This window comes from Luteibacter sp. UNC138MFCol5.1 (genome assembly GCF_900110505.1).
GTDB lineage: Bacteria > Pseudomonadota > Gammaproteobacteria > Xanthomonadales > Rhodanobacteraceae > Luteibacter.
Genome location: NZ_FODZ01000006.1, coordinates 42,388 through 60,467, shown reverse-complemented (window position 1 = coordinate 60,467; position 18,080 = coordinate 42,388). Strand labels below are relative to the sequence as shown.

Annotated in this window: 21 protein-coding genes and 1 riboswitch; of the genes, 16 read left to right on the top strand and 5 right to left on the bottom strand. The window is 69.1% G+C overall.

The genetic code is table 11. The annotated features are described in order from the left end of the window. Positions 1-80: 80 nt before the first annotated feature. Positions 81-228, top strand: a riboswitch (FMN riboswitch). Positions 229-349: 121 nt separating this feature from the next. From BMY69_RS16145 to BMY69_RS16110, 8 genes are all read left to right on the top strand, one after another. After that, on the top strand, positions 350-991 hold the full coding sequence (locus BMY69_RS16145; RefSeq protein ID WP_090056936.1) for a riboflavin synthase: 642 nt from the start codon (positions 350-352) through the stop codon (positions 989-991). A 13-nt stretch (positions 992-1,004) separates the two neighbouring features. Then, positions 1,005-2,096 carry a bifunctional 3,4-dihydroxy-2-butanone-4-phosphate synthase/GTP cyclohydrolase II gene (gene ribBA, locus BMY69_RS16140; protein WP_090180153.1) on the top strand — a complete coding sequence of 364 codons (1,092 nt, stop codon included), beginning with the start codon at positions 1,005-1,007 and terminating at the stop codon, positions 2,094-2,096. Between the two features lie 75 nt (positions 2,097-2,171). Beyond that, positions 2,172-3,104: a muramoyltetrapeptide carboxypeptidase gene (ldcA, locus tag BMY69_RS16135; RefSeq protein WP_090180150.1), complete on the top strand. Its 933-nt coding sequence runs from the start codon at positions 2,172-2,174 to the stop codon at positions 3,102-3,104. 45 nt (positions 3,105-3,149) lie between these two features. Further along, positions 3,150-3,617, top strand: coding sequence for a 6,7-dimethyl-8-ribityllumazine synthase (gene ribE, locus BMY69_RS16130; RefSeq protein WP_090180148.1), 468 nt, complete (start codon positions 3,150-3,152; stop codon positions 3,615-3,617). Beyond that, positions 3,614-4,063, top strand: coding sequence for a transcription antitermination factor NusB (nusB, locus tag BMY69_RS16125; RefSeq protein WP_090056944.1), 450 nt, complete (start codon positions 3,614-3,616; stop codon positions 4,061-4,063). The genes ribE and nusB overlap by 4 nt, the downstream gene beginning before the upstream one ends. Before the next feature lie 46 nt (positions 4,064-4,109). Next, positions 4,110-5,063, top strand: coding sequence for a thiamine-phosphate kinase (gene thiL / locus BMY69_RS16120; RefSeq protein WP_090180146.1), 954 nt, complete (start codon positions 4,110-4,112; stop codon positions 5,061-5,063). Next, positions 5,060-5,560 carry a phosphatidylglycerophosphatase A family protein gene (locus BMY69_RS16115; protein WP_090180143.1) on the top strand — a complete coding sequence of 167 codons (501 nt, stop codon included), beginning with the start codon at positions 5,060-5,062 and terminating at the stop codon, positions 5,558-5,560. Before thiL ends, BMY69_RS16115 begins: the two co-directional genes overlap by 4 nt. A gap of 11 nt (positions 5,561-5,571) precedes the next feature. Continuing rightward, the gene (locus tag BMY69_RS16110) at positions 5,572-6,537 is read left to right on the top strand and encodes a potassium channel beta subunit family protein (protein WP_090180140.1); all 966 of its coding nucleotides are present in this window, start codon (positions 5,572-5,574) and stop codon (positions 6,535-6,537) included. Between the two features lie 99 nt (positions 6,538-6,636). On the opposite strand, the gene BMY69_RS16105 is transcribed toward BMY69_RS16110, so the two are convergent. Beyond that, entirely contained in the window at positions 6,637-7,371 is a 735-nt protein-coding gene (locus BMY69_RS16105; protein ID WP_090180138.1) for a 16S rRNA (uracil(1498)-N(3))-methyltransferase, read from the bottom strand. A gap of 84 nt (positions 7,372-7,455) precedes the next feature. On the opposite strand from BMY69_RS16105, the gene BMY69_RS16100 reads away from it, so the two are divergent. Then, complete coding sequence (locus BMY69_RS16100) at positions 7,456-8,082, top strand: 2-hydroxychromene-2-carboxylate isomerase (RefSeq protein WP_090180135.1); 627 nt, start codon at positions 7,456-7,458, stop codon at positions 8,080-8,082. Here the strand turns inward: BMY69_RS16100 and BMY69_RS16095 are convergent. Continuing rightward, a complete protein-coding gene (locus BMY69_RS16095; RefSeq protein ID WP_090180133.1) occupies positions 8,079-9,449 on the bottom strand; it encodes an adenosylmethionine--8-amino-7-oxononanoate transaminase in 1,371 nt (456 codons plus the stop codon). The genes BMY69_RS16100 and BMY69_RS16095 overlap by 4 nt on opposite strands. 56 nt (positions 9,450-9,505) lie before the next feature. Here BMY69_RS16095 and gspN point away from each other — a divergent pair, with 56 nt between their 5' ends. Genes gspN through mazG form a run of 5 tightly spaced genes read left to right on the top strand, consistent with a single transcriptional unit; the run spans position 9,506 to position 13,221 of the window. Then, positions 9,506-10,279, top strand: a complete 774-nt coding sequence (gspN, locus tag BMY69_RS16090; protein ID WP_090180130.1) for a type II secretion system protein N — start codon at positions 9,506-9,508, stop codon at positions 10,277-10,279. Continuing rightward, positions 10,276-11,064, top strand: a complete 789-nt coding sequence (locus tag BMY69_RS16085) for an inositol monophosphatase family protein (RefSeq protein ID WP_090056961.1) — start codon at positions 10,276-10,278, stop codon at positions 11,062-11,064. Before gspN ends, BMY69_RS16085 begins: the two co-directional genes overlap by 4 nt. Then, positions 11,061-11,618, top strand: a complete 558-nt coding sequence (gene nudE, locus BMY69_RS16080) for an ADP compounds hydrolase NudE (protein WP_090056962.1) — start codon at positions 11,061-11,063, stop codon at positions 11,616-11,618. Before BMY69_RS16085 ends, nudE begins: the two co-directional genes overlap by 4 nt. Beyond that, positions 11,615-12,433 (top strand): 3'(2'),5'-bisphosphate nucleotidase CysQ, encoded by an 819-nt coding sequence (gene cysQ / locus BMY69_RS16075; protein WP_255364588.1) that lies wholly within the window; start codon positions 11,615-11,617, stop codon positions 12,431-12,433. Before nudE ends, cysQ begins: the two co-directional genes overlap by 4 nt. Then, positions 12,430-13,221, top strand: coding sequence for a nucleoside triphosphate pyrophosphohydrolase (gene mazG / locus BMY69_RS16070; RefSeq protein WP_255364587.1), 792 nt, complete (start codon positions 12,430-12,432; stop codon positions 13,219-13,221). The genes cysQ and mazG overlap by 4 nt, the downstream gene beginning before the upstream one ends. An 80-nt stretch (positions 13,222-13,301) precedes the next feature. Here the strand turns inward: mazG and BMY69_RS16065 are convergent, their stop codons facing one another. Then, positions 13,302-13,817, bottom strand: a complete 516-nt coding sequence (locus tag BMY69_RS16065; protein WP_090180128.1) for a hypothetical protein — start codon at positions 13,815-13,817, stop codon at positions 13,302-13,304. 167 nt (positions 13,818-13,984) lie between these two features. On the opposite strand from BMY69_RS16065, the gene BMY69_RS16060 reads away from it, so the two are divergent. Further along, positions 13,985-14,755: a DUF4097 family beta strand repeat-containing protein gene (locus tag BMY69_RS16060; RefSeq protein WP_090056968.1), complete on the top strand. Its 771-nt coding sequence runs from the start codon at positions 13,985-13,987 to the stop codon at positions 14,753-14,755. 73 nt (positions 14,756-14,828) lie between these two features. After that, a complete protein-coding gene (locus BMY69_RS16055) occupies positions 14,829-15,932 on the top strand; it encodes an SLC13 family permease (RefSeq protein ID WP_090180125.1) in 1,104 nt (367 codons plus the stop codon). 6 nt (positions 15,933-15,938) lie between these two features. Here the strand turns inward: BMY69_RS16055 and phaZ are convergent, their stop codons facing one another. Together phaZ and BMY69_RS16045 are read right to left on the bottom strand one after the other, a co-directional pair. Then, positions 15,939-17,222 (bottom strand): polyhydroxyalkanoate depolymerase, encoded by a 1,284-nt coding sequence (gene phaZ, locus BMY69_RS16050; protein WP_090056972.1) that lies wholly within the window; start codon positions 17,220-17,222, stop codon positions 15,939-15,941. An 84-nt stretch (positions 17,223-17,306) separates the two neighbouring features. Beyond that, a complete protein-coding gene (locus tag BMY69_RS16045) occupies positions 17,307-18,071 on the bottom strand; it encodes a class I SAM-dependent methyltransferase (protein WP_090180122.1) in 765 nt (254 codons plus the stop codon). Positions 18,072-18,080: the final 9 nt, after the last annotated feature.

The following is an 18,080-nucleotide window of genomic DNA, read 5'->3' as shown; positions in this document are numbered from 1 at the left end:
CACGCGGCGTGCCGTTGCAAGTCGCGGAAAAGACCCCATGCTATCCTTCGCCGGCTGGCTCCTCCGGGATCCGGCCTCCACAGCGTCTTCAGGGCGGGGTGCGACTCCCCACCGGCGGTAGGTTCCGCGAGGAACGAGCCCGCGAGCGCTTCCGGTTCCGCCGGAAGGTCAGCAGATCCGGTCCGATGCCGGAGCCGACGGTCATAGTCCGGATGAAAGAAGACGGTCTCCGCACGCTCCGGCAGGGGCGTGTGCAGGCCATGCCTTGGGGCGTTTTTCGCTCACCACCGCGGGAAACGTTTCATGAAAACCGAAATGCGCGTCGCCTCCTTCCGGGGAGGTCGCTGACATGTTCACCGGCATCATCCAGGCCGTCGGCCGCATCGCGCGTCTCGAGCCGCGTGGCGGCGACGTCCGCCTCACCGTCGATACGTCGGGCCTCGACATGGCCGACGTCGCCCTCGGCGACAGCATCGCCGTCTCCGGCGTCTGCCTGACCGTGATCGACTTCGACGCCGCCAGCTTCGCGGCCGACGTCTCGAACGAAACCCTCGCTCATACCACGCTCGGCAGGCACAAGGCCGGCGATCCCGTGAACCTCGAGAAGGCCCTGCGCCTCGCCGATCGCCTCGGCGGGCACCTCGTGTCCGGCCATGTGGACGGCACCGGCAAGGTCGTCTCGGTGGTGCCCGATGGCCGCTCGTTGCGCTGGACCTTCGAAGTGCCTTCGGACCTGGCGCGCTACATCGCGCACAAGGGCTCCGTGTGCATCGACGGCACCAGCCTTACGGTCAACGAGGTCGAGGGCAACCGCTTCGGCGTCAACCTGATTCCGCACACGGTGGAGCACACCGCGTTCTCGGCGCGCCGCGCCGGCGATGCCGTGAACATCGAGGTCGATGTCGTGGCGCGCTACATCGAGCGCCTGCTCAGCAGCGGCGGCAGTCCGCGCCTCGACGAGGCCTTCCTCAAACAGCACGGCTTCGCCTGAGCGGATACGACCCATGCCCTTCAACACCATCCCCGAGATCCTCGAAGACCTGCGCCAGGGGCGCATGGTCGTGATCCTCGACGACGAAGACCGCGAGAACGAAGGCGACATCGTCATGGCCGCCGAGAAGGTGCGTCCGGAAGACGTCAACTTCATGGTCCGCGAGGCACGCGGCCTGATGTGCCTCACGCTGACCGAGCAGCGCACGCGCCAGCTCGGGCTCAAGCCCATGGTCAGCGACAACAATTCGCCGTACCACACCAATTTCACCGTCTCGATCGAGGCCGCCGAAGGCGTCACCACGGGCATCTCAGCGCACGATCGCGCGCGCACCGTGCAGGTGGCCGTGGCGAAGGACGCAAAGCCGGCGGACATCACCATGCCCGGGCATGTGTTCCCGCTGACCGCGCAGGCGGGCGGCGTGCTGACGCGTGCCGGCCACACGGAAGCGGGCTGCGACCTCGCGGCGCTGGCGGGTCTGGAGCCCGCGTCGGTGCTGATCGAGATCCTCCACGACGACGGCTCGATGGCGCGGCGTCCGGAGCTCGAAATCTTCGCCGCGAAGCACGGGCTGAAGATCGGCACGATCGCGGACCTGATCCGCTACCGGCTCGAAACCGAGAAGACCGTCGAGCGTGTGTTCGCCGACGACGTCGACACCGAGTTCGGCCGTTTCCGCCTCGTGGCCTTCCGCGACGCGATCCGCAACGGCCTGCATTTCGCGCTCACGCGCGGCGACATCGCCGACGGCGAACCCGTGCTGACACGCGTGCACGTGCGCAACACGCTCTCCGACGTGCTGCACCTGAAACGGGAAGACCTCGGCCAGACGGTGACCGACGCGTTGCGCCGTATCGACGCGGAGGATCGCGGCGTGCTGCTGGTGCTTTCCGGCGCCGATACGCCGGAAGCGCTGCTGGCGCGCCTGAAGGGCGACGCGGCGCCGATGCCTGCGCCGAAGGACGACCAGGAATGGCGTCAGCTCGGTCTGGGCGCGCAGATTCTCGCGGAGCTGGGCGTCAGGCGCCTGCGCGTGATGGGTACGCCGCGCAAGTTCGTCGGCATCGCGGGCTTCGGGCTCGAGGTGGTCGAGCAGGCGGGGTGAGCCAGCGCACCTTCGGGTTGCCATCCTGGTCCCCAGCCTTTATTCCTTGACCATCGAAACACGGCTCAGCACGCAATGGCCTTTCGCTACGACATTCGCCTCATCGCACCCTCCGGCTATCCGCACATCCCCGAAGCCATGCAGCGCGGCATCGAACGACTCGAGGGCGCGGGCCACCGCGTCGACGGCGTCGAGGTTCTCGAACGGCGCGACCTCCGCTTCGCGGGCACCGATGCCGAGCGGGCGGCGGATATCAACGGCCTCGGCGACCCGCGGCGTCCGCTCCCGGATGTGGTGCTGGCCATCCGTGGCGGGTACGGCGCCCATCCGCTGCTGCCCTTGCTGGATTACGACGCGCTGGGCCAGCGCCTGCGCGGGGCGCCCGTCGCGCTGATCGGCCATAGCGACTTCACGGCGCTGCAGTGCGCGCTCTTCGCGCGCGCGGGGATCGTCACCTACGGTGGCCCCATGCTCGGCCCCGACTTCGGCGCCCCGGAACTGGACGCGTTCACCTGGGAACACCTGTGGCGCACGCTGCGTGACGACGAGGCCGTCGGCGAGTGGGAAGCGCCGGGCGTGGGCACCCTCGCGGCCGAAGGGACGCTATGGGGCGGCAACCTCGCGATGCTCGCGGGCCTCGTCGGCTCGCCGTATTTCCCGGCCATCGACGGCGGCCTGCTGTTCGTCGAGGACATCGCGGAACCGCCGTACCGGGTGGAGCGCATGCTCTACCACCTGCTGCACGCCGGCGTGCTGGGCGCGCAGAAGGCCCTCCTGGTGGGCGACTTCACCAGCTACCGGGTGGCCGAATACGACAACGGCTACGACCTCGACACGGTGTTCGAGCGCATCGCCGCGGCGGCCGGCATCCCGGTCATCCGCGGTCTGCCGTTCGGGCACGGGCCGGCCAAGCTCACGCTGCCGTTCGGGGTCGCCGGGCGCCTGCAGGTCGCCGACGATCGCGCGACCCTCCGATTCAGCGGCCACCCCCGGCCGAAAACCTCGTAAAATACCCGGTCGCGCGGCGACCATTCCGCCCAGGATTCCCCGAACATGAAGATCATCGAAGGCGATTTCGCCACCCCCAAGGGCCGTTTCGCCATCGTGGCCGGCCGTTTCAACGCGTTCGTCGTCGAACCGCTGGTCGAAGGCGCGCGCGACGCGCTCGTCCGCCACGGCGTGAAGGACGACGCGATCGACCTGATCCGCGTGCCGGGCGCGTGGGAGATCGCGCAGGCCGCTTATAAGGTCGCCAACACGGGCCAGTACGCCGCGGTGATCGGCCTCGGTGCCGTCATTCGTGGCTCGACGCCGCATTTCGACTACGTGGCCGGCGAAGCCGCCAAGGGCCTCGGCCAGGCCGCCTACGCCTCCGGCGTCCCGGTCTGCTTCGGCGTCCTGACGACCGACAGCATCGAGCAGGCGATCGAGCGTGCCGGCACGAAGGCAGGCAACAAGGGTGCCGACGCCGCGATGGTCGCCATCGAGATGACCAACCTCTACACGAAGCTCGGCCAATGACCAGCACGCCTCCGCACGGCATCGATCTCGCCGCGCGCTCGCGCGCCCGCCGCCGCGCCCTGCAGGCCCTCTACGCCTGGCAGATCGGCGGCGCGAAGATGGGCAGCGTGATCGAGCAGTTCCGCCACGAGCAGGACATGGTCGTGGCCGATCTCGAGTACTTCGAGGACATCCTGCGCGGCGTCGAGAAGCACGTGAAGGAACTCGACGACGGCATCAAGCCGTTCGTCGACCGCGAAGTCGCGCAGATCGATCCGATCGAGCTCTCGGCCCTGCGGATGGGCGCGTACGAGCTGAAATACCGGCCGGACGTGCCGTACCGCGTCGTGATCAACGAAGCGGTCGAAGCCACGAAGCGCTTCGGCGCGGACCATGGCCACAGCTATGTGAACGGCGTGCTCGACAAACTCGCGACGCACTGGCGTACGGCCGAGAAGCGATCCTGACCCCGGCGTCGCGATTCCCGCGCGCTTTCTCCTCCAAGGAAACCGCATGGAATTCGACCTGATCGACCGGATCCGCCGGCATACCGAAGTCCATCGCGACGACGTCGTCACCGGCATCGGTGACGACGCCGCGGTGGTCGCGGTACCGGCCGGCCGCGAGCTGGCGATCGCCGTCGACACCCTCGTCGCCGGCGTGCACTTCCCGCACGGCACCGACGCGGCCGATATCGGCTGGAAGGCGCTCGCCGTCAATCTGTCCGACCTCGCCGCGATGGGCGCCACGCCCGCGTGGGCGCTGCTCGCCCTGTCGACGCCCGATGGCGACGAGGCGTTCTTCGACGGCCTCGCGCGTGGCTTCGCGGAACTGGCGACACCCTATCGGCTCGCGCTCATCGGCGGCGACACCACGCGTGGCCCGCTGACGGTCACGGTGGCCGTCCACGGCTTCAGCGCACCGGGCGAGGCGCTGCTGCGCTCGGGTGCCCGCGTGGGCGACGTCGTCATGGTCACCGGCACGCTCGGCGATGCCGCCGCGGGGCTGCGCTGCCTCGCCGAGGCCGACACGGCACCCTATGCGTCGCTGATCGAACGCCTCAACCGGCCGACGCCGCGCGTCTCGGCCGGCCAGGCGTTGCGTGGCATCGCCACCGCCTGCATCGACATCTCGGACGGCCTCGTCGCCGACCTCGGCCACATCTGCGCCGCGAGCGGCGTGGGCGCGGATATCGACGCGCCGATGCTGCCGCGGTCGTCCGGCCTGCTTACCCATTTCGCCGACGTCGACGCGCTCGATTTCGCGCTCGGCGGTGGCGACGACTACGAGTTGTGCTTCACCGTCCCAGCGGATCGCGCGGGCGAGGTCGGGGCCACGCTCGCCCGCCTCGGCTGCGGAGCGACGCGCATCGGCCGCATCGTCGAGGGAGCGGGCGTGCGCGTGCTGGACGGCGACGGCGCGGCGTTCGAACCCACGCGTGCCGGCTGGAACCATTTCGTCGCATGAGCACGAAATACGTCCTCGATCCGGCGGATCGGCGCCGCCTGCTCGCGACGCCCGCGGGCTGGCTCGCCACGGGATTCGGATCGGGTCTGACGCCGAAGGCGCAGGGCACGTTCGGTTCCCTCGCCGCGATCCTGCCGTGGCTCTTCCTGCGCGATCTCACCGTCATCGCCTGGCTGGGCGTGATCGTCGTCGCCTTCGTCATCGGCGTCGCGGCGTGCGACGCGGCGGGCCGGATCCTCGGCGTCGCGGATCACCGCAGCCTCGTCTGGGACGAATTCGTCGGCCAGTGGATCGCCCTGATGCCGGCGTTGCACGGTCCCTGGTGGTCGATCGTTCTCGGGTTCGCGCTGTTCCGCCTGTTCGACGTCTGGAAGCCGTGGCCGATCGGCTGGTTCGACCGTCGCGTGAAGGGCGGCTTCGGCGTGATGCTCGACGATCTCATCGCGGGCGTCTTCGCCGCCGTCGTCCTGTTCCTGATCCTCCACTTCATCGCCTAGGAGTTTCCGCCATGGAATACCGCCGTCTCGGTTCGACCGGCCTCAAGGTCTCCGCGCTGTCCTACGGTGCCTGGGTGACGTTCGGTCGGCAGGTGGGCCGCTCGGAGGCGCGCGAGCTGATCGCGCTGGCGTACGACCATGGCGTGAACTTCTTCGACAACGCCGAGACGTACAACGCCGGCGACGCCGAGCGGCTGATGGGCGACGTGATCGCCGACCTGCGACTGCCGCGCGACGCTTACAGCGTTTCCAGCAAGGTGTACTTCGGCGCGACGACCGACCCGAAGCCCACGCAGCGGGGGCTGTCGCGCAAGCATGTGTTCGACGCCTGCCATCAGGCGTTGCAGCGACTGCGTGTCGATTACCTCGACATGTATTTCTGTCATCGCGCGGATCCGGAGACGCCGGTCGAAGAGACCGTGCTGGCGATGGACGCGCTCGTGCGCCAGGGCAAGGTGATGTACTGGGGCACGAGCGAGTGGTCGGCCGAGCAGATCGAGGAAGCCCACCGCGTCGCGCGCCAGCGCAACCTGATCGCGCCGTCGATGGAGCAGCCGCAGTACAACCTGCTGCACCGCGAACGCGTCGAGCGCGAATACGCGTCCCTGTACGAAACCTATGGCATGGGCACCACGATCTGGTCGCCGCTGGCCTCGGGCCTGCTCACCGGCAAGTACAACGATGGCGTGCCAGACGATTCGCGGCTGGGTCATCCGGATTACGCGTGGCTGCGCGACGCGTTGCTCGAAAACGATGGCGCGCGCCTGAAGGCCGTGCGGGTGCTGGCGCCTATCGCCGCCGACCTCGGCATCCCCCTTGCCCGCCTCGCACTCGCGTGGTGCCTGAAGAATCCGCACGTCTCCACGGTGATCCTCGGCGCGAGCCGCACCGCCCAGCTCGAGGAAAACCTCAAGGCGCTGGATGCCGTGCCGCTGCTGGACGACGCGGTGATGGCGCGTATCGCCGCGGCGCTCTGAGCTGCCCTGCCTACCGAAGGGTGGGAGCCGATCGCATCGGCGATCCCCGCGCGAGCACCCCGTCGCCGATACGATCGGCTCCCACCCTTCGGTAGCGAGTCAGATATCGCCGTAGATCGCCTGTAGCGCCGCGATCGCCGCGAGTCCGGCCGTTTCGGTGCGCAGGATGCGTGGTCCGAGTCGCAAACCAGTGAACCCGGACGCGTCGAGTGCCGAGCGGTCGCGCTCGCCGAAACCGCCTTCCGGGCCGATGGCGAGGATGGCGGCGTCCACGGTTCCGAGTTTCGACGGTCGCGTCGTGCCTTCCGGCAGGAGGGCGAGGCGCATCGGGCCGCCCTCGTCGAGTGATTTGAGCCACGTCGCCAGCGGGATCGCGGGCTCCACCACCGGTACCGTCGCGCGTCCCGACTGCTCGCACGCGCTGGCGGCCACGGCGCGCCAGTGGATCAGGCGTTTCTCCGCGCGCGCCGCGTCGAGCTTCACTTCCGAGCGCTCGGTGACGATAGGCACGATCCGGGCGATGCCCAGCTCCGTCGCCTTCTGCACGATGAGATCCATCTTCTCGCCGCGCGCCACGCCCTGTGCGAGCGTGAGGCGAAGGGGCGACTCGTTCGTCACTTCACGACCCACGCCGACCGAAGCCACGACCTCGCGCTTGCCGACGCTGGCGAGCGTGGCGTCGTATTCCATGCCGTCGTGTCCGGAGAAAAGCACCACCGGCGCGCCCGCTTCCAGCCGCAGCACGCGTGCGACGTGCTCGCCGGCCTGGGCGGGCAGGGTGATGTCCGCGCCGCTCGCGAGCGGTGCGTCGACGTGGATGCGGATGGTGCGCATGGCGGAACCTTCTGTCACGGAACGTGCATTGTAGCCAGCGACCGCGGCCGTTATCGTCGGGCGGTACGCCTGATGGAGTCCCCCATGCCGATCGTCTGGTACTTCGATTTCGTATCGCCGTTCGCGTGGCTGCAATGGCCGTCGGTCCGCGAGCTGGCCGCGACGCGCGAGGTATCGCTGCGTCCGATCCTCTTCGGCGCGCTGCTGAAGCAGATGGACCACCGGGGCCCCGCCGAAATCCCGCGCAAGCGCGAGTTCACGTACCGCTACGCGCACTGGCGTGCCCGGCAGGCGGGCATGCCGCTGACGTTTCCGCCGACCCATCCCTTCAACCCGCTGCCGGCCCTGCGCCTCGCGATCGCGGCGGGTACCACCATCGGGGCCGTCGGCGCGATCTTCGACTGGATCTGGGCGCATGGCCGCGCCGCCGACACGCCGGAGGCGATCGCACCCCTCGCGGCGTCGCTCGGCATCGACGATGTGCGCGGGGCGCTTTCGACACCCGAGGTGAAGGCGGCGCTCCAGGTCAATTTCGAACACGCGACGCGCCAGCAGGTGTTCGGCGTGCCGACGCTCGCGATCGGCGAGGAGCTGTTCTGGGGCGCCGACGCGCACGCCTTCGCGCTGGATTACCTCGCCGACCCCGGCCAGTTCGACGAGGGCGAGATGGCGCGCCTCGGCACGCTACCCGTCGGTCTCTCCCGACTCTAGGCCACCGCTTTCGCGATGCCCGCGATCGCCGTATCGACCATGAAGTCGATCTCGTCCTCCGTGACGACGTAAGGCGGCATGAAATAGACGATGTTGCCGAGCGGACGTAGCAGCGCGCCGTGCTCGAGACCGTGGCGGTAGACGCGAAGACCGCGCCGGTCGGCGGCGGGGAACGGCGTGCGCGCGGCCTTGTCGGCGACGAGCTCGATGGCGGCGATCATGCCCGTCTGGCGCACGTCGCCGACGTGCGGATGATCCGCCAGCGGCGCGATGCGCGCGGCCATGTGCGCGGCGAGCGCGCGGTTGCGCTCCAGCACGGGGTCGTCGCGAAAGATCTTCAGCGTCGCCGTCGCCGCGCGGCACGCGAGCGGGTTGCCGGTGTAGCTGTGCGAGTGCAGGAATGCCTTGCCGGCCGCGTATTCGGCGTAGAAGGCCTGGTAGACATCCTGCGTCGTCAGGACCGCCGAGAGCGGGAGGAATCCGCCCGTGAGCCCCTTCGACAGGCACATGAAGTCGGGCGAGACGCCGGCCTGCTCGCACGCGAACAGGGTGCCCGTGCGGCCGAAGCCCACGGCGATCTCGTCGGCGATGAAGTGCACGCCGAACTCGTCGCAGAGCGCGCGCAGGCCGGTGAGATACGACGCGTCGTACATGCGCATCCCGCCCGCGCACTGCACCAGCGGCTCGACGATGACGGCGCAGGTCTCGTGTGCGTGCTTTTCCAGGATCGCGCGCATCTCGCCGAGGCGCCGCGCGGCGATCTCGCTCGGCGATTCGCCGGGTTCGCCTTCGTACGTGTCCGGCGAGGGCGCGAGTTCCGGCGTGAGGAGCAGCGGAGCGTAGGTCTTGCGGTAGAGCGCCACGTCGCTGACGGAGAGCGCGCCCAGCGTCTCGCCGTGGTAGCTGCCCGTGAGCGCGATGAAGCGTGTCTTCTCGCCATGGCCGCGATTGAGCCAGTAATGGAAGCTCATCTTCAGCGCGACCTCGATGGCCGCGGAGCCGTTGTCGGCGAGGAACACGCGCTCGAGGCCGGGAGGCGTGATGCGCACGAGTTCCTCGGCGAGTTCGACGGCGGGCTCGTGGGTGAACCCCGCGAAGATCACGTGCTCCAGGCGGTCGAGCTGGTCCTTGAGCGCCGCGCCGATCCGGGGTTCGGCGTGGCCGAAGAGGTTCGTCCACCACGAGCTCACGGCGTCGAGGTAGCGCTTGCCGTCGGCGCCCACCAGCCACGCCCCTTCGCCGCGCACGACGGGTACCATGGGCAGGGTTTCGTGGTCGTGCATCTGGGTGCACGGGTGCCAGAGGACGGAGAGGTCGCGGGCGACGAAGGCGTCGCTCGCCGGGGACGTGAAAAGGGCATCGGTCATCCGCCCATGATCGCCCCGCGTTCTTCCGTGCTCAAGTCGAGAGGTGAGGTGATGGTTTGAGAGGGTTTCGTTGGTTCGCCGCGATCGTCGTGCTCCTCGTGGCCGCCGCGGGTGTCTTCTACTGGTTCCTGCCGGCCGGGATCGCGGTGCCGCTGCTGGCGCGCAAGGCGCCGGGCCTGGTGCTGGGCGACCTCTCCGGCACGCTGTGGGACGGCCGCGCGGGTCGCGTGGCCACGGCCGACGGGCGGGAACTCGGTGCCGCGACCTGGCGTCTCGGGCGTGACGCGATCCTGGGCCGCATCCACCTCGATCTTCACCTGGACGGCCGCGCCGGCCGGTTCGACGGCCACCTCGACCGCACCGGACCGGACGTCGTGACATGGTCCGCCGTCGATTTCCGCCTCGACGCGGCGGCGGTGGCCGGCGCCATGTTGCCGGCCGGCACGGTGCCCGCGGGTGTCGTCGAGGGGCGCGTTCCCCGCGCCGAGCTGCAGGGCAACTGGCCCGTCGCGCTGGACGCGGACGTCGCGTGGCGCAAGGCCTCCGTGCGCACGCCCGAAGGGGACGTGACGCTCGGCGGCATCGCCCTGAAGGCGAACGTCGCCTCGGGCGTCATGCGCGCCACCGTGGGCGACGATGGCTCCGGCTCGCTGGCCGTGGACGCGGTGCTCGCCGCGTCGCCCCTCGGCTGGCGGATGGAAGGAAAGCTCGTCCCCCGCGTGTCCGACAGCGCGCTGACGCGCCTGATCGCCCGTTTCGGCCCCGTGGCCCGGGACGGTTCCGTCAACCTGCAACGCAAGGCGGGCCTCGCGCCCCGGATCGAGCCATGACCGACATTCTCGACAAGGCGCTGGGCGCCGCGCGCGACGCGGCCGGTGCGGCCGCGGAGATCATCCTGCATTACTGGCGCGCCGGCGTGGACGTGATCGTCAAGGGCGACGACACGCCCGTGACCGTCGCGGACCGCGAAGCCGAGCTCGCGATCCGCGGCATCCTCTCCGCCGCTCTGCCCGAGGCGGGCATCTACGGCGAGGAGTACGGCGCGGACGATACCTCGCGCGAGTACCTGTGGCTGGTCGATCCGCTCGACGGCACCAAGAGCTTCGTGCGCAGGACGCCGTTCTTCTCCACGCAGATCGCGCTGATGCATCGCGGCGAGCTCGTGCTCGGCGTGTCGTCGGCGCCGGTCTACGGTGAACGCATGTGGGCCGTGCGGGGGCGCGGCGCCTACTTCGACGGCGAACGCGTCCAGGTGGCCTCCACGGCGGCGATGCGCGACGCGTCCATCTCCACCGGCAATGTGAAAACGCTGACCGGCGACGCGCGCTGGAACGCGCTCGGCGCCATGATCCGCGACAGCAACCGCATTCGCGGTTACGGCGATTTCTGCCACTACCACCTGCTGGCGCGCGGCGGCCTCGACCTCGTGGTGGAATCCGACGTGAGCATCCTCGACGTGGCGGCGCTCGCGGTCATCGTGCGCGAGGCGGGCGGCGTCTTCACCGATATCCACGGCGGGGCACTGACCCTCGAATCGCGCAGCGTGCTCGCCGGAACCCCGGCCATCCACGCGGAAGCGCTCGCGAGGCTGACCGGCGCTACAATCGACCGATGAACAAACGACCGACGATCCTCGCGACGCGCGACGCGCCCGACAGTGCCCTCCGCAAGGCCGAAGAGGTGGACCTGGAGTTCTCGAACGGCGAGCGCCGCACGTACCAGCGGCTGAAGGGCAGCGGGTTCGGCGCGGTGCTGATCGTCGCGATGCGCGACCCGGAAACGGTGTTGCTGGTGCGCGAATACGGCGTGGGTGTCGATCGCTACGAGCTGGGCGTGCCGAAAGGCCGCCTCGACCGCGACGAGACGGCCGAGCAGGGCGCGGATCGCGAACTGAAGGAAGAAGTCGGCTACGGCGCGCGCAAGCTGAAGATCCTCGGCACGCTGTCGATGTCGCCCTCGTACATGACCCATCTCGCACACGTCGTGCTGGCCGAGGATCTCTATCCGGAGCGGCTACAGGGCGACGAGCCGGAAGAGCTCGAAGTGGTGCCCTGGCGCATCGACAACCTGCATGAACTGATCGCCCGCGACGACGTCACGGAAGGCCGCTCCATCGCGGCGCTGTTCATGGCTCGCGAGTATCTCGCCGGCCGCTACCGCCCCGCGTGAGCGTGCCGCTCGACCAGTGGCTCGATCCCGTCTGCGCGATCGCGCGCCGCGCGGCCGACGCGATCCTCGCCGTCTACGCGCAGGAGTTCGAGGTGATCTGCAAGGAGGACGATTCGCCGGTCACCGCCGCCGATCTCGCCGCCCAGCGGGTCATCGAGGAAGGCCTGCACGCCCTGGCGCCGGGCATTCCCGTGATTTCCGAGGAAGCCCTCGCGGCGCCGTGGTCCGAGCGCCGCACGTGGCGACGGCACTGGCTGGTGGATCCCCTCGACGGCACGCGCGAGTTCGTCAAGCGCAACGGGGAGTTCACCGTGAACATCTCGCTCGTCGAGGATCACCGCAGCGTGCTCGGCGTGGTGCTCGCGCCCGTCACCGGTGATCTGTACGCCGCCACGCGTGGCGCGGGCGCCTGGCGCCAGCGCATGCCGGAAGGGCGGCGCGAGCGCCTCGCCACGCGACGTGCCGACGGCCTGCTGATGGTGACCGGAAGCCGTTCCTACGGTACGGGTCGCACGATGGCGCTGCTCGACCGTCTCGGCGAGCATGAAACCTTCGCGCTGGGCTCGTCGCTGAAATTCTGCGTGATCGCCCGCGGCGACGCCGACATCTACCTGCGCCTCGGCGCGACGTCCGAATGGGACACCGCGGCGGCGCAGTGCGTGCTGGAAGAAGCCGGCGGCGCGGTGCTGGATCTCGCGGGGCGTCCGTTCCGTTACAACACGCGCGATTCGCTCATCAATCCGGAATTCATCGCCTGCGGCGATACGACCGTGGACTGGGCCGCGCGACTCATCGATCCCGAGGACGACGCGTGACGCGACACGTCGAGGAACTGATCGCCATCATGGCCCGTCTGCGCGATCCGGTGAACGGATGCCCGTGGGACGTTCGCCAGTCCTTCGCCACCATCGCGCCCTACACGATCGAGGAAGCGTATGAAGTCGCCGACGCCATCGATCGCGGCGACATGCACGACCTGCGCGACGAGCTCGGCGACCTGCTGCTGCAGGTGGTGTTCCACGCGCGCATGGCGGAAGAGGCCGGCGATTTCGCGTTCGGCGACGTCGTGGCCGCGATCTGCGACAAGATGGAGCGGCGCCATCCGCACGTGTTCGGCGACGTCACGCACGAGAGCGACGCGGCGCGTTCACGCGACTGGGATCGCCTGAAAGCCGAGGAGCGCGCCGCGAAGGGCGGCGAAGATACCAGCGCCCTGGCCGGTATCTCGCGCGGCCTGCCGGAATGGCAGCGCGCGGTGAAGCTGCAGAAGCGCGCGGCCAACGTCGGCTTCGACTGGCCGGACCACCGGCCGGTGCTCGACAAGATCGCCGAAGAAATCGAGGAAGTGCGCCACGAGTTCGATCATGGTGCCGACGAGGAGCGCCTCGCGGACGAGATCGGCGACGTACTGTTCGTCGCGGCGAATCTCGCGCGGCATGCGAAGGTGGACGTATCGCGCGCGCTGCGCGGCGCCAATGCGAAGTTCGAGCGTCGCTTCCGCGCGATGGAGGCGATCGCGGCATCGGAAGGGCGTGAGCTGTCGTCGTATTCGCTTGAAGCGCAGGAAGCGCTGTGGGTGCGGGTGAAGCGCGAGGGTGCGTGACCTCGCCGATGCGACCGGCTCTCGCCGTTCGGTCGGCTGGATGAAAGAACGGGGCCCGAAGGCCCCGTTCCTGTCACGTCTTACTTGCTGGACGTGCCGCCCGCCGAAGCGCGCTGCTGCATCCGCTGCCTGAAGGCTTCCATCGCCTGGTGACGCTTCTGGTCCTGGGCGAGGCTCTCGTCCAGGCTCTTGCGCATCGTCGCGATCGCCGCGTCGACGTTCTGCGGCTGCATCTGCGCGCGTGCCAGGTGGCGATAGGCGTAGTCGCGGACCTTCGGGTTCTGCGACTTGGCCAGCACCTCGTTGTAGAGCGCCGGCAGTTCCTTGCTGCGGCCGCTCGTCACGTACAGGCGCTCCAGGGCGCGAAGGTCGCCGATCACGCCACCGCGCTCGCCGTCGCGGCCGTGACGGGCCCAGCCGCCGTGGTCGCGGTCGCCGTGGCCCCACTTCGGGCCCTGCTGCGGCGGTGCCGGCTGGCTGCTACGGGCGGTCGGTGCGGCGGGGGCCTGCGGGGCGGCATCCTGCGCATACGCGAAGGCGGCCGAGCCGGCGAGGAGGAGGGAAGCGGCACTGGCGAGAAGGGTCTTGCGTTGCATAGGGTGTCTCCCGGTTGGACTTGCACGGGGAAAAACGTGCCGGCCCGGACGCGGTTGACGACGCCGTTGCCATCCGCTCAGGTTCGTGAGGACGTGCGGTTGCAACCTTTTCCTGCGTAGCGGCATCCATCACCGGCACACCGCCTTCCACGATAGGGGATCACCTAATGCGTTCTCTGCTCCTCGCTTCGCTCCTGCTGCTGCCCGCCGTCGCCATGGCCGACGAGCCGCCGTGCAAGTTTTCCGCCGACCGCAACCTCGACCTGGACCTGCGCGACGTCCGCTCGGTCCGCTTCGCCGTCAACAGCAACGACCTGCACGTGACCGGTGGCGCGGCGTCCGGCAAGGGGACTGTACGTGGCAAAGCCTGCGCGTCCGACCAGGAGGCGCTCGGCGATCTGGTCGTGACGCAGAGCAAGGAGGGCGATGCGCTGATCGTCGAACTGACGAACAAGCACAACGGCTGGTCCGGCTTCGGCGACCACTATGCGAATCTCCGCGTGGAGGCGAGCGTGCCGGCGAACATGCCCGTCTACGTGCGCGTGGGATCGGGCGACGCGAAAGCCCGCGGTGTGCAGCTGGCGGAAGCCAGCGTCGGATCGGGCGACTTCGAGGCGCGCGATACCACCGGTTCCTTCCGCGGCAAGGTCGGGTCGGGCGACATGACGCTGGAGGGTTCCGGCCCGGTCCAGATCGATACCATCGGCTCGGGCGATTTCGCCGCCCGTCGCGTCAACGGCGACGTACGCATCGGTTCGGTCGGGTCGGGCGAGGCGAAGCTCGCCGACGTCACGGGCAACGTCGAGGTCGGCACGGTCGGCTCCGGCGACGTGGACGTCGACGGCGTGCGCGGCAACTTCACGGTGCGCAGCCTGGGCAGCGGCGACATCGACCAGAAGGGCGTGACGGGCCGCGTCGACATTCCGAAGGAGCGGTAAGGAACCGCGCCGTTCGACGAAATCTGCATCCTCGTGACGCTATGATCCGCCATCCCCCGGCAGGATCCGTTCGATGACGTGGTTGCCCGATTCGCTGCGTCACCTGCGCCGCGACCTTCTGTTCCTCGTGCTGCTCGGCCTCGCGATCGTCTTCGCGATCGCGTTGCCGGGCCGGCTGCGCGAGTGGCCCGGCCTCGTGGACTGGCCGACCATCGGCGCCCTGACCGGCCTGCTCGTGCTGACCAAGGGCGTGGAAAGCAGCGGCGCGCTGGACATCGCGGGCCGCTGGCTGATCGATCGCACGTCGACGCGACGCGTCGCGGCGCTCGGGCTCGTCGCCGCGACGGCGCTGCTGTCGATGCTGCTCACGAACGATGTCGCGCTGTTCGTGATGGTGCCGCTGACCTTGAGCATGTGCCGCATCGCGCGCATGCCCGCGACGCGGCTCGTCGTCTTCGAGGCGCTCGCGGTGAACTCCGGCTCGATGCTCACGCCGATCGGCAATCCGCAGAACCTGTTCCTCTGGCAGCAGTGGAACAACGGGTTCGGCGCGTTCGTCTGGACGATGCTCCCGCTGTCCGGGATCGCGCTGGCGTTGCTGCTGGCGCTGACCGCGGCGGCGTTTCCGTCGTCGCCGCTCGAAGTGCACGAACGCGCCGACGACGGCGTGGATCGCACCATGCTTCTCGCGGCCGCCGTGCTCTACATACCCTTCATCCTGCTCGCGGACCTGCGCCACGTGGGCTGGGGACTGGCCGGCGTGCTGGCCGTCTTCCTCGTGCTGCGTCGGCGCGTCGTCGCCAGCATCGACTGGGGTCTGCTGCTGACCTTCGTCCTCATGTTCATCGACCTGCGCCTGCTCGCGGGCCTCGACGCCGTGCGCTCGTTCGTGGCCGGCCTGGGGCTGGACCAGGCGACGCACCTCTACGCCACCGGTGCGCTGGCGTCGCAGGCCGTGAGCAACGTGCCCGCGGCGATCCTGCTCGCGGAGTATTCGCACGACTGGCGCGTGATCGCGTTCGGCGTGAACGTGGGTGGCTTCGGCCTTCTGCTGGGATCGCTCGCGAACCTCATCGCCCTGCGGTTGCTCGGCGAGCGCAAGGCGTATGGCAGCTTCCACCTGTGGTCGCTGCCGTTCTTCGCGGTGATGGGGCTCGTCGGCTGGCTCCTGCTCTAGGAGCCCTCAGGCCTTGCGCGTGCCCTGCGCGCCGGTGTTGCTGTTGCCGCGGTCGTACGCCTTGATGAAGTCGCGCACGTCCGGGTAGACGATGTCGCGCCAGCGGCGGCCGCTGAAGATGCCGTAATGCCCGGCGCCTTCGACCGTGATGTGCTTGCGACGCTTCTTCGCGATGCCCTTGCACAGCCCGTGCGCCGCTTCGGTCTGGCCCGGACCCGAGATGTCGTCGAGCTCGCCTTCGATGGTGAGGAGCGCGGTGTCCTTGATCTTCGCCGGCTGCACCAGCTCGCCGTGGACTTCCCACGTGCCCTTGGGCAGGCGGTGTTCCTGGAACACGGTTTCGATCGTGTCGAGGTAGTACTCGGCGGGCATGTCGAGCACCGCGTTGTACTCGTCGTAGAACTTGCGATGCGCCTCGGCGTCGTCGAGGTCGCCCTTGCGCAGGTTCTCGTAGAAATCCCAATGCGACATCACGTGGCGGCTGGGATTCATCGCCAGGAAGCCCGCGTGTTGCAGGAAGCCCGGATACACGTCGCGGCCGGCACCGGGGTACTGGTACGGGACCTTGTGGATCAGCTGGTTGCGGAACCACGACAGCGGGCGCGTGGTCGCGAGGTTGTCGACGCTGGTCGGGCTCTTGCGCGTGTCGATCGGGCCGCCCATCAGCGTGAGCGTGGCGGGCGTGGTCTCGCCGCGCGCCGCCATCAGCGACACGGCGGCGAGCACCGGCACGGTCGGCTGGCAGACCGACACCACGTGCGCGCGATGCGCGCCCACGTGGCGGATGAATTCCTCGATGTACGACACGTAGTCGGCGAGCGAGAACGAGCCTTCGTCGAGCGGAATCATGCGCGCGTCGACCCAGTCGGTGATGTACACCTTGTGGTCGCGCAGCAGCGTGCGGACGGTGTCGCGCAGCAGGGTGGAGTGGTGCCCGGAAAGCGGCGCCACCACCAGCACGGCCGGGTCGTTCTTCATCCGGTCGACGGTGGCCTGGTCGTCGGAGAAGCGCTTGAAGCGCTTCAGCGTGCAGAACGGCTTGGCCATGGAGACCTGCTCGACGATCGCGACGTCATGCCCGTGCGCATGGACGCTGTGGATGTCGAAGGCGGGCTTCTCGTACGCCTTGCCGAGCCGGTACATGAGTTCGTAGCCGGCGGCGGCTCGGTCGGCACCCGGGACGCGGGCGAAAGGGCTGGCGATATCGCCGAACATCTTCGCCCCGGCCTCGGCCCAGTACGACAGCGGGCTGAGCATGGAGCGTTGCCATTCGTGCATCAGATAGAGCATGCCGCGTGCTTCCGGGGACGGGAAAGGTGGCGCATCATAACCAGTTGCGCCGCGCCATGTGTAAAGCCCCTGTTTTTGCTCGATTTAGGTTCCGGTCTTGCGGCAGACCAGCAGTACCTCGTCGACCCCGGGGCCCGGCGCGAAGCCGGGTGTTAAGGTCAGCGGCTTCTGGAAACGGACCCCGAGCGGCATGAACACCCGGTTGTACCACCACATCGCGCGCGCGCGCTGGTGCGTGAGGAAATACTGGCCGAGGTCGAGCAGCCGGGAGGATTTCGGCTGCATGCCGTACACGGCGCTGCGCTCGATGACGAACCCGTGGCGGGCCAGCAGGTCGCGGATCGCCTCCGGCTCGTACCGGCGGTAGTGCCCGACGAATTCGTCGAAGGCGGTCCAGGCGTTCGGGTCCAGCGGCACGGAGAGAAGCAGGCGCGCATCCGGTTCCGCGACGCGGGAAAGTTCGCCCAGCGCGCCTTCGTCGTCCACGACGTGCTCGAGGATGTCGAACGCGCACACGAAGTCGAACGACGCGTCGCGAAACGGCAGGGCGCCGATCATCGCGTTGGCGACGCGCGCGCCGTGCCGGCCGAGTTCGGCGAGCGCGGGCAGGCTCAGATCGACGAACTGCGTGCCGGGGAGGGGCAGGCGGGGACGCAGGCCGGGCGCGACCTCCAGCCGGCGCGACGTTTGCGCGGCGATCTCCGCCACCAGCGGCCAGGTGTTGAAGCGCTCCGGCGAGAACAGCTTCGCGTCCGACCACAGCGCGTCGTAGAAGCGCTTGTTGCTGCCGATGAGGTCGGCGTCGGTCCGCGGCGCGGGCTTCTCCGAGGTGAACGATGCGATGGTCATGCGATACCT

Coding starts and splice junctions, on each gene's coding strand:
- BMY69_RS16145 (WP_090056936.1), top strand. CDS start 350: ATGTTCACCGGCATCATCCAGGCCGTCGGCCGCATCGCGCGTCTCGAG.
- ribBA (WP_090180153.1), top strand. CDS start 1,005: ATGCCCTTCAACACCATCCCCGAGATCCTCGAAGACCTGCGCCAGGGG.
- ldcA (WP_090180150.1), top strand. CDS start 2,172: ATGGCCTTTCGCTACGACATTCGCCTCATCGCACCCTCCGGCTATCCG.
- ribE (WP_090180148.1), top strand. CDS start 3,150: ATGAAGATCATCGAAGGCGATTTCGCCACCCCCAAGGGCCGTTTCGCC.
- nusB (WP_090056944.1), top strand. CDS start 3,614: ATGACCAGCACGCCTCCGCACGGCATCGATCTCGCCGCGCGCTCGCGC.
- thiL (WP_090180146.1), top strand. CDS start 4,110: ATGGAATTCGACCTGATCGACCGGATCCGCCGGCATACCGAAGTCCAT.
- BMY69_RS16115 (WP_090180143.1), top strand. CDS start 5,060: ATGAGCACGAAATACGTCCTCGATCCGGCGGATCGGCGCCGCCTGCTC.
- BMY69_RS16110 (WP_090180140.1), top strand. CDS start 5,572: ATGGAATACCGCCGTCTCGGTTCGACCGGCCTCAAGGTCTCCGCGCTG.
- BMY69_RS16105 (WP_090180138.1), bottom strand. CDS start 7,371: ATGCGCACCATCCGCATCCACGTCGACGCACCGCTCGCGAGCGGCGCG.
- BMY69_RS16100 (WP_090180135.1), top strand. CDS start 7,456: ATGCCGATCGTCTGGTACTTCGATTTCGTATCGCCGTTCGCGTGGCTG.
- BMY69_RS16095 (WP_090180133.1), bottom strand. CDS start 9,449: ATGACCGATGCCCTTTTCACGTCCCCGGCGAGCGACGCCTTCGTCGCC.
- BMY69_RS16085 (WP_090056961.1), top strand. CDS start 10,276: ATGACCGACATTCTCGACAAGGCGCTGGGCGCCGCGCGCGACGCGGCC.
- nudE (WP_090056962.1), top strand. CDS start 11,061: ATGAACAAACGACCGACGATCCTCGCGACGCGCGACGCGCCCGACAGT.
- BMY69_RS16065 (WP_090180128.1), bottom strand. CDS start 13,817: ATGCAACGCAAGACCCTTCTCGCCAGTGCCGCTTCCCTCCTCCTCGCC.
- BMY69_RS16060 (WP_090056968.1), top strand. CDS start 13,985: ATGCGTTCTCTGCTCCTCGCTTCGCTCCTGCTGCTGCCCGCCGTCGCC.
- BMY69_RS16055 (WP_090180125.1), top strand. CDS start 14,829: ATGACGTGGTTGCCCGATTCGCTGCGTCACCTGCGCCGCGACCTTCTG.
- phaZ (WP_090056972.1), bottom strand. CDS start 17,222: ATGCTCTATCTGATGCACGAATGGCAACGCTCCATGCTCAGCCCGCTG.
- BMY69_RS16045 (WP_090180122.1), bottom strand. CDS start 18,071: ATGACCATCGCATCGTTCACCTCGGAGAAGCCCGCGCCGCGGACCGAC.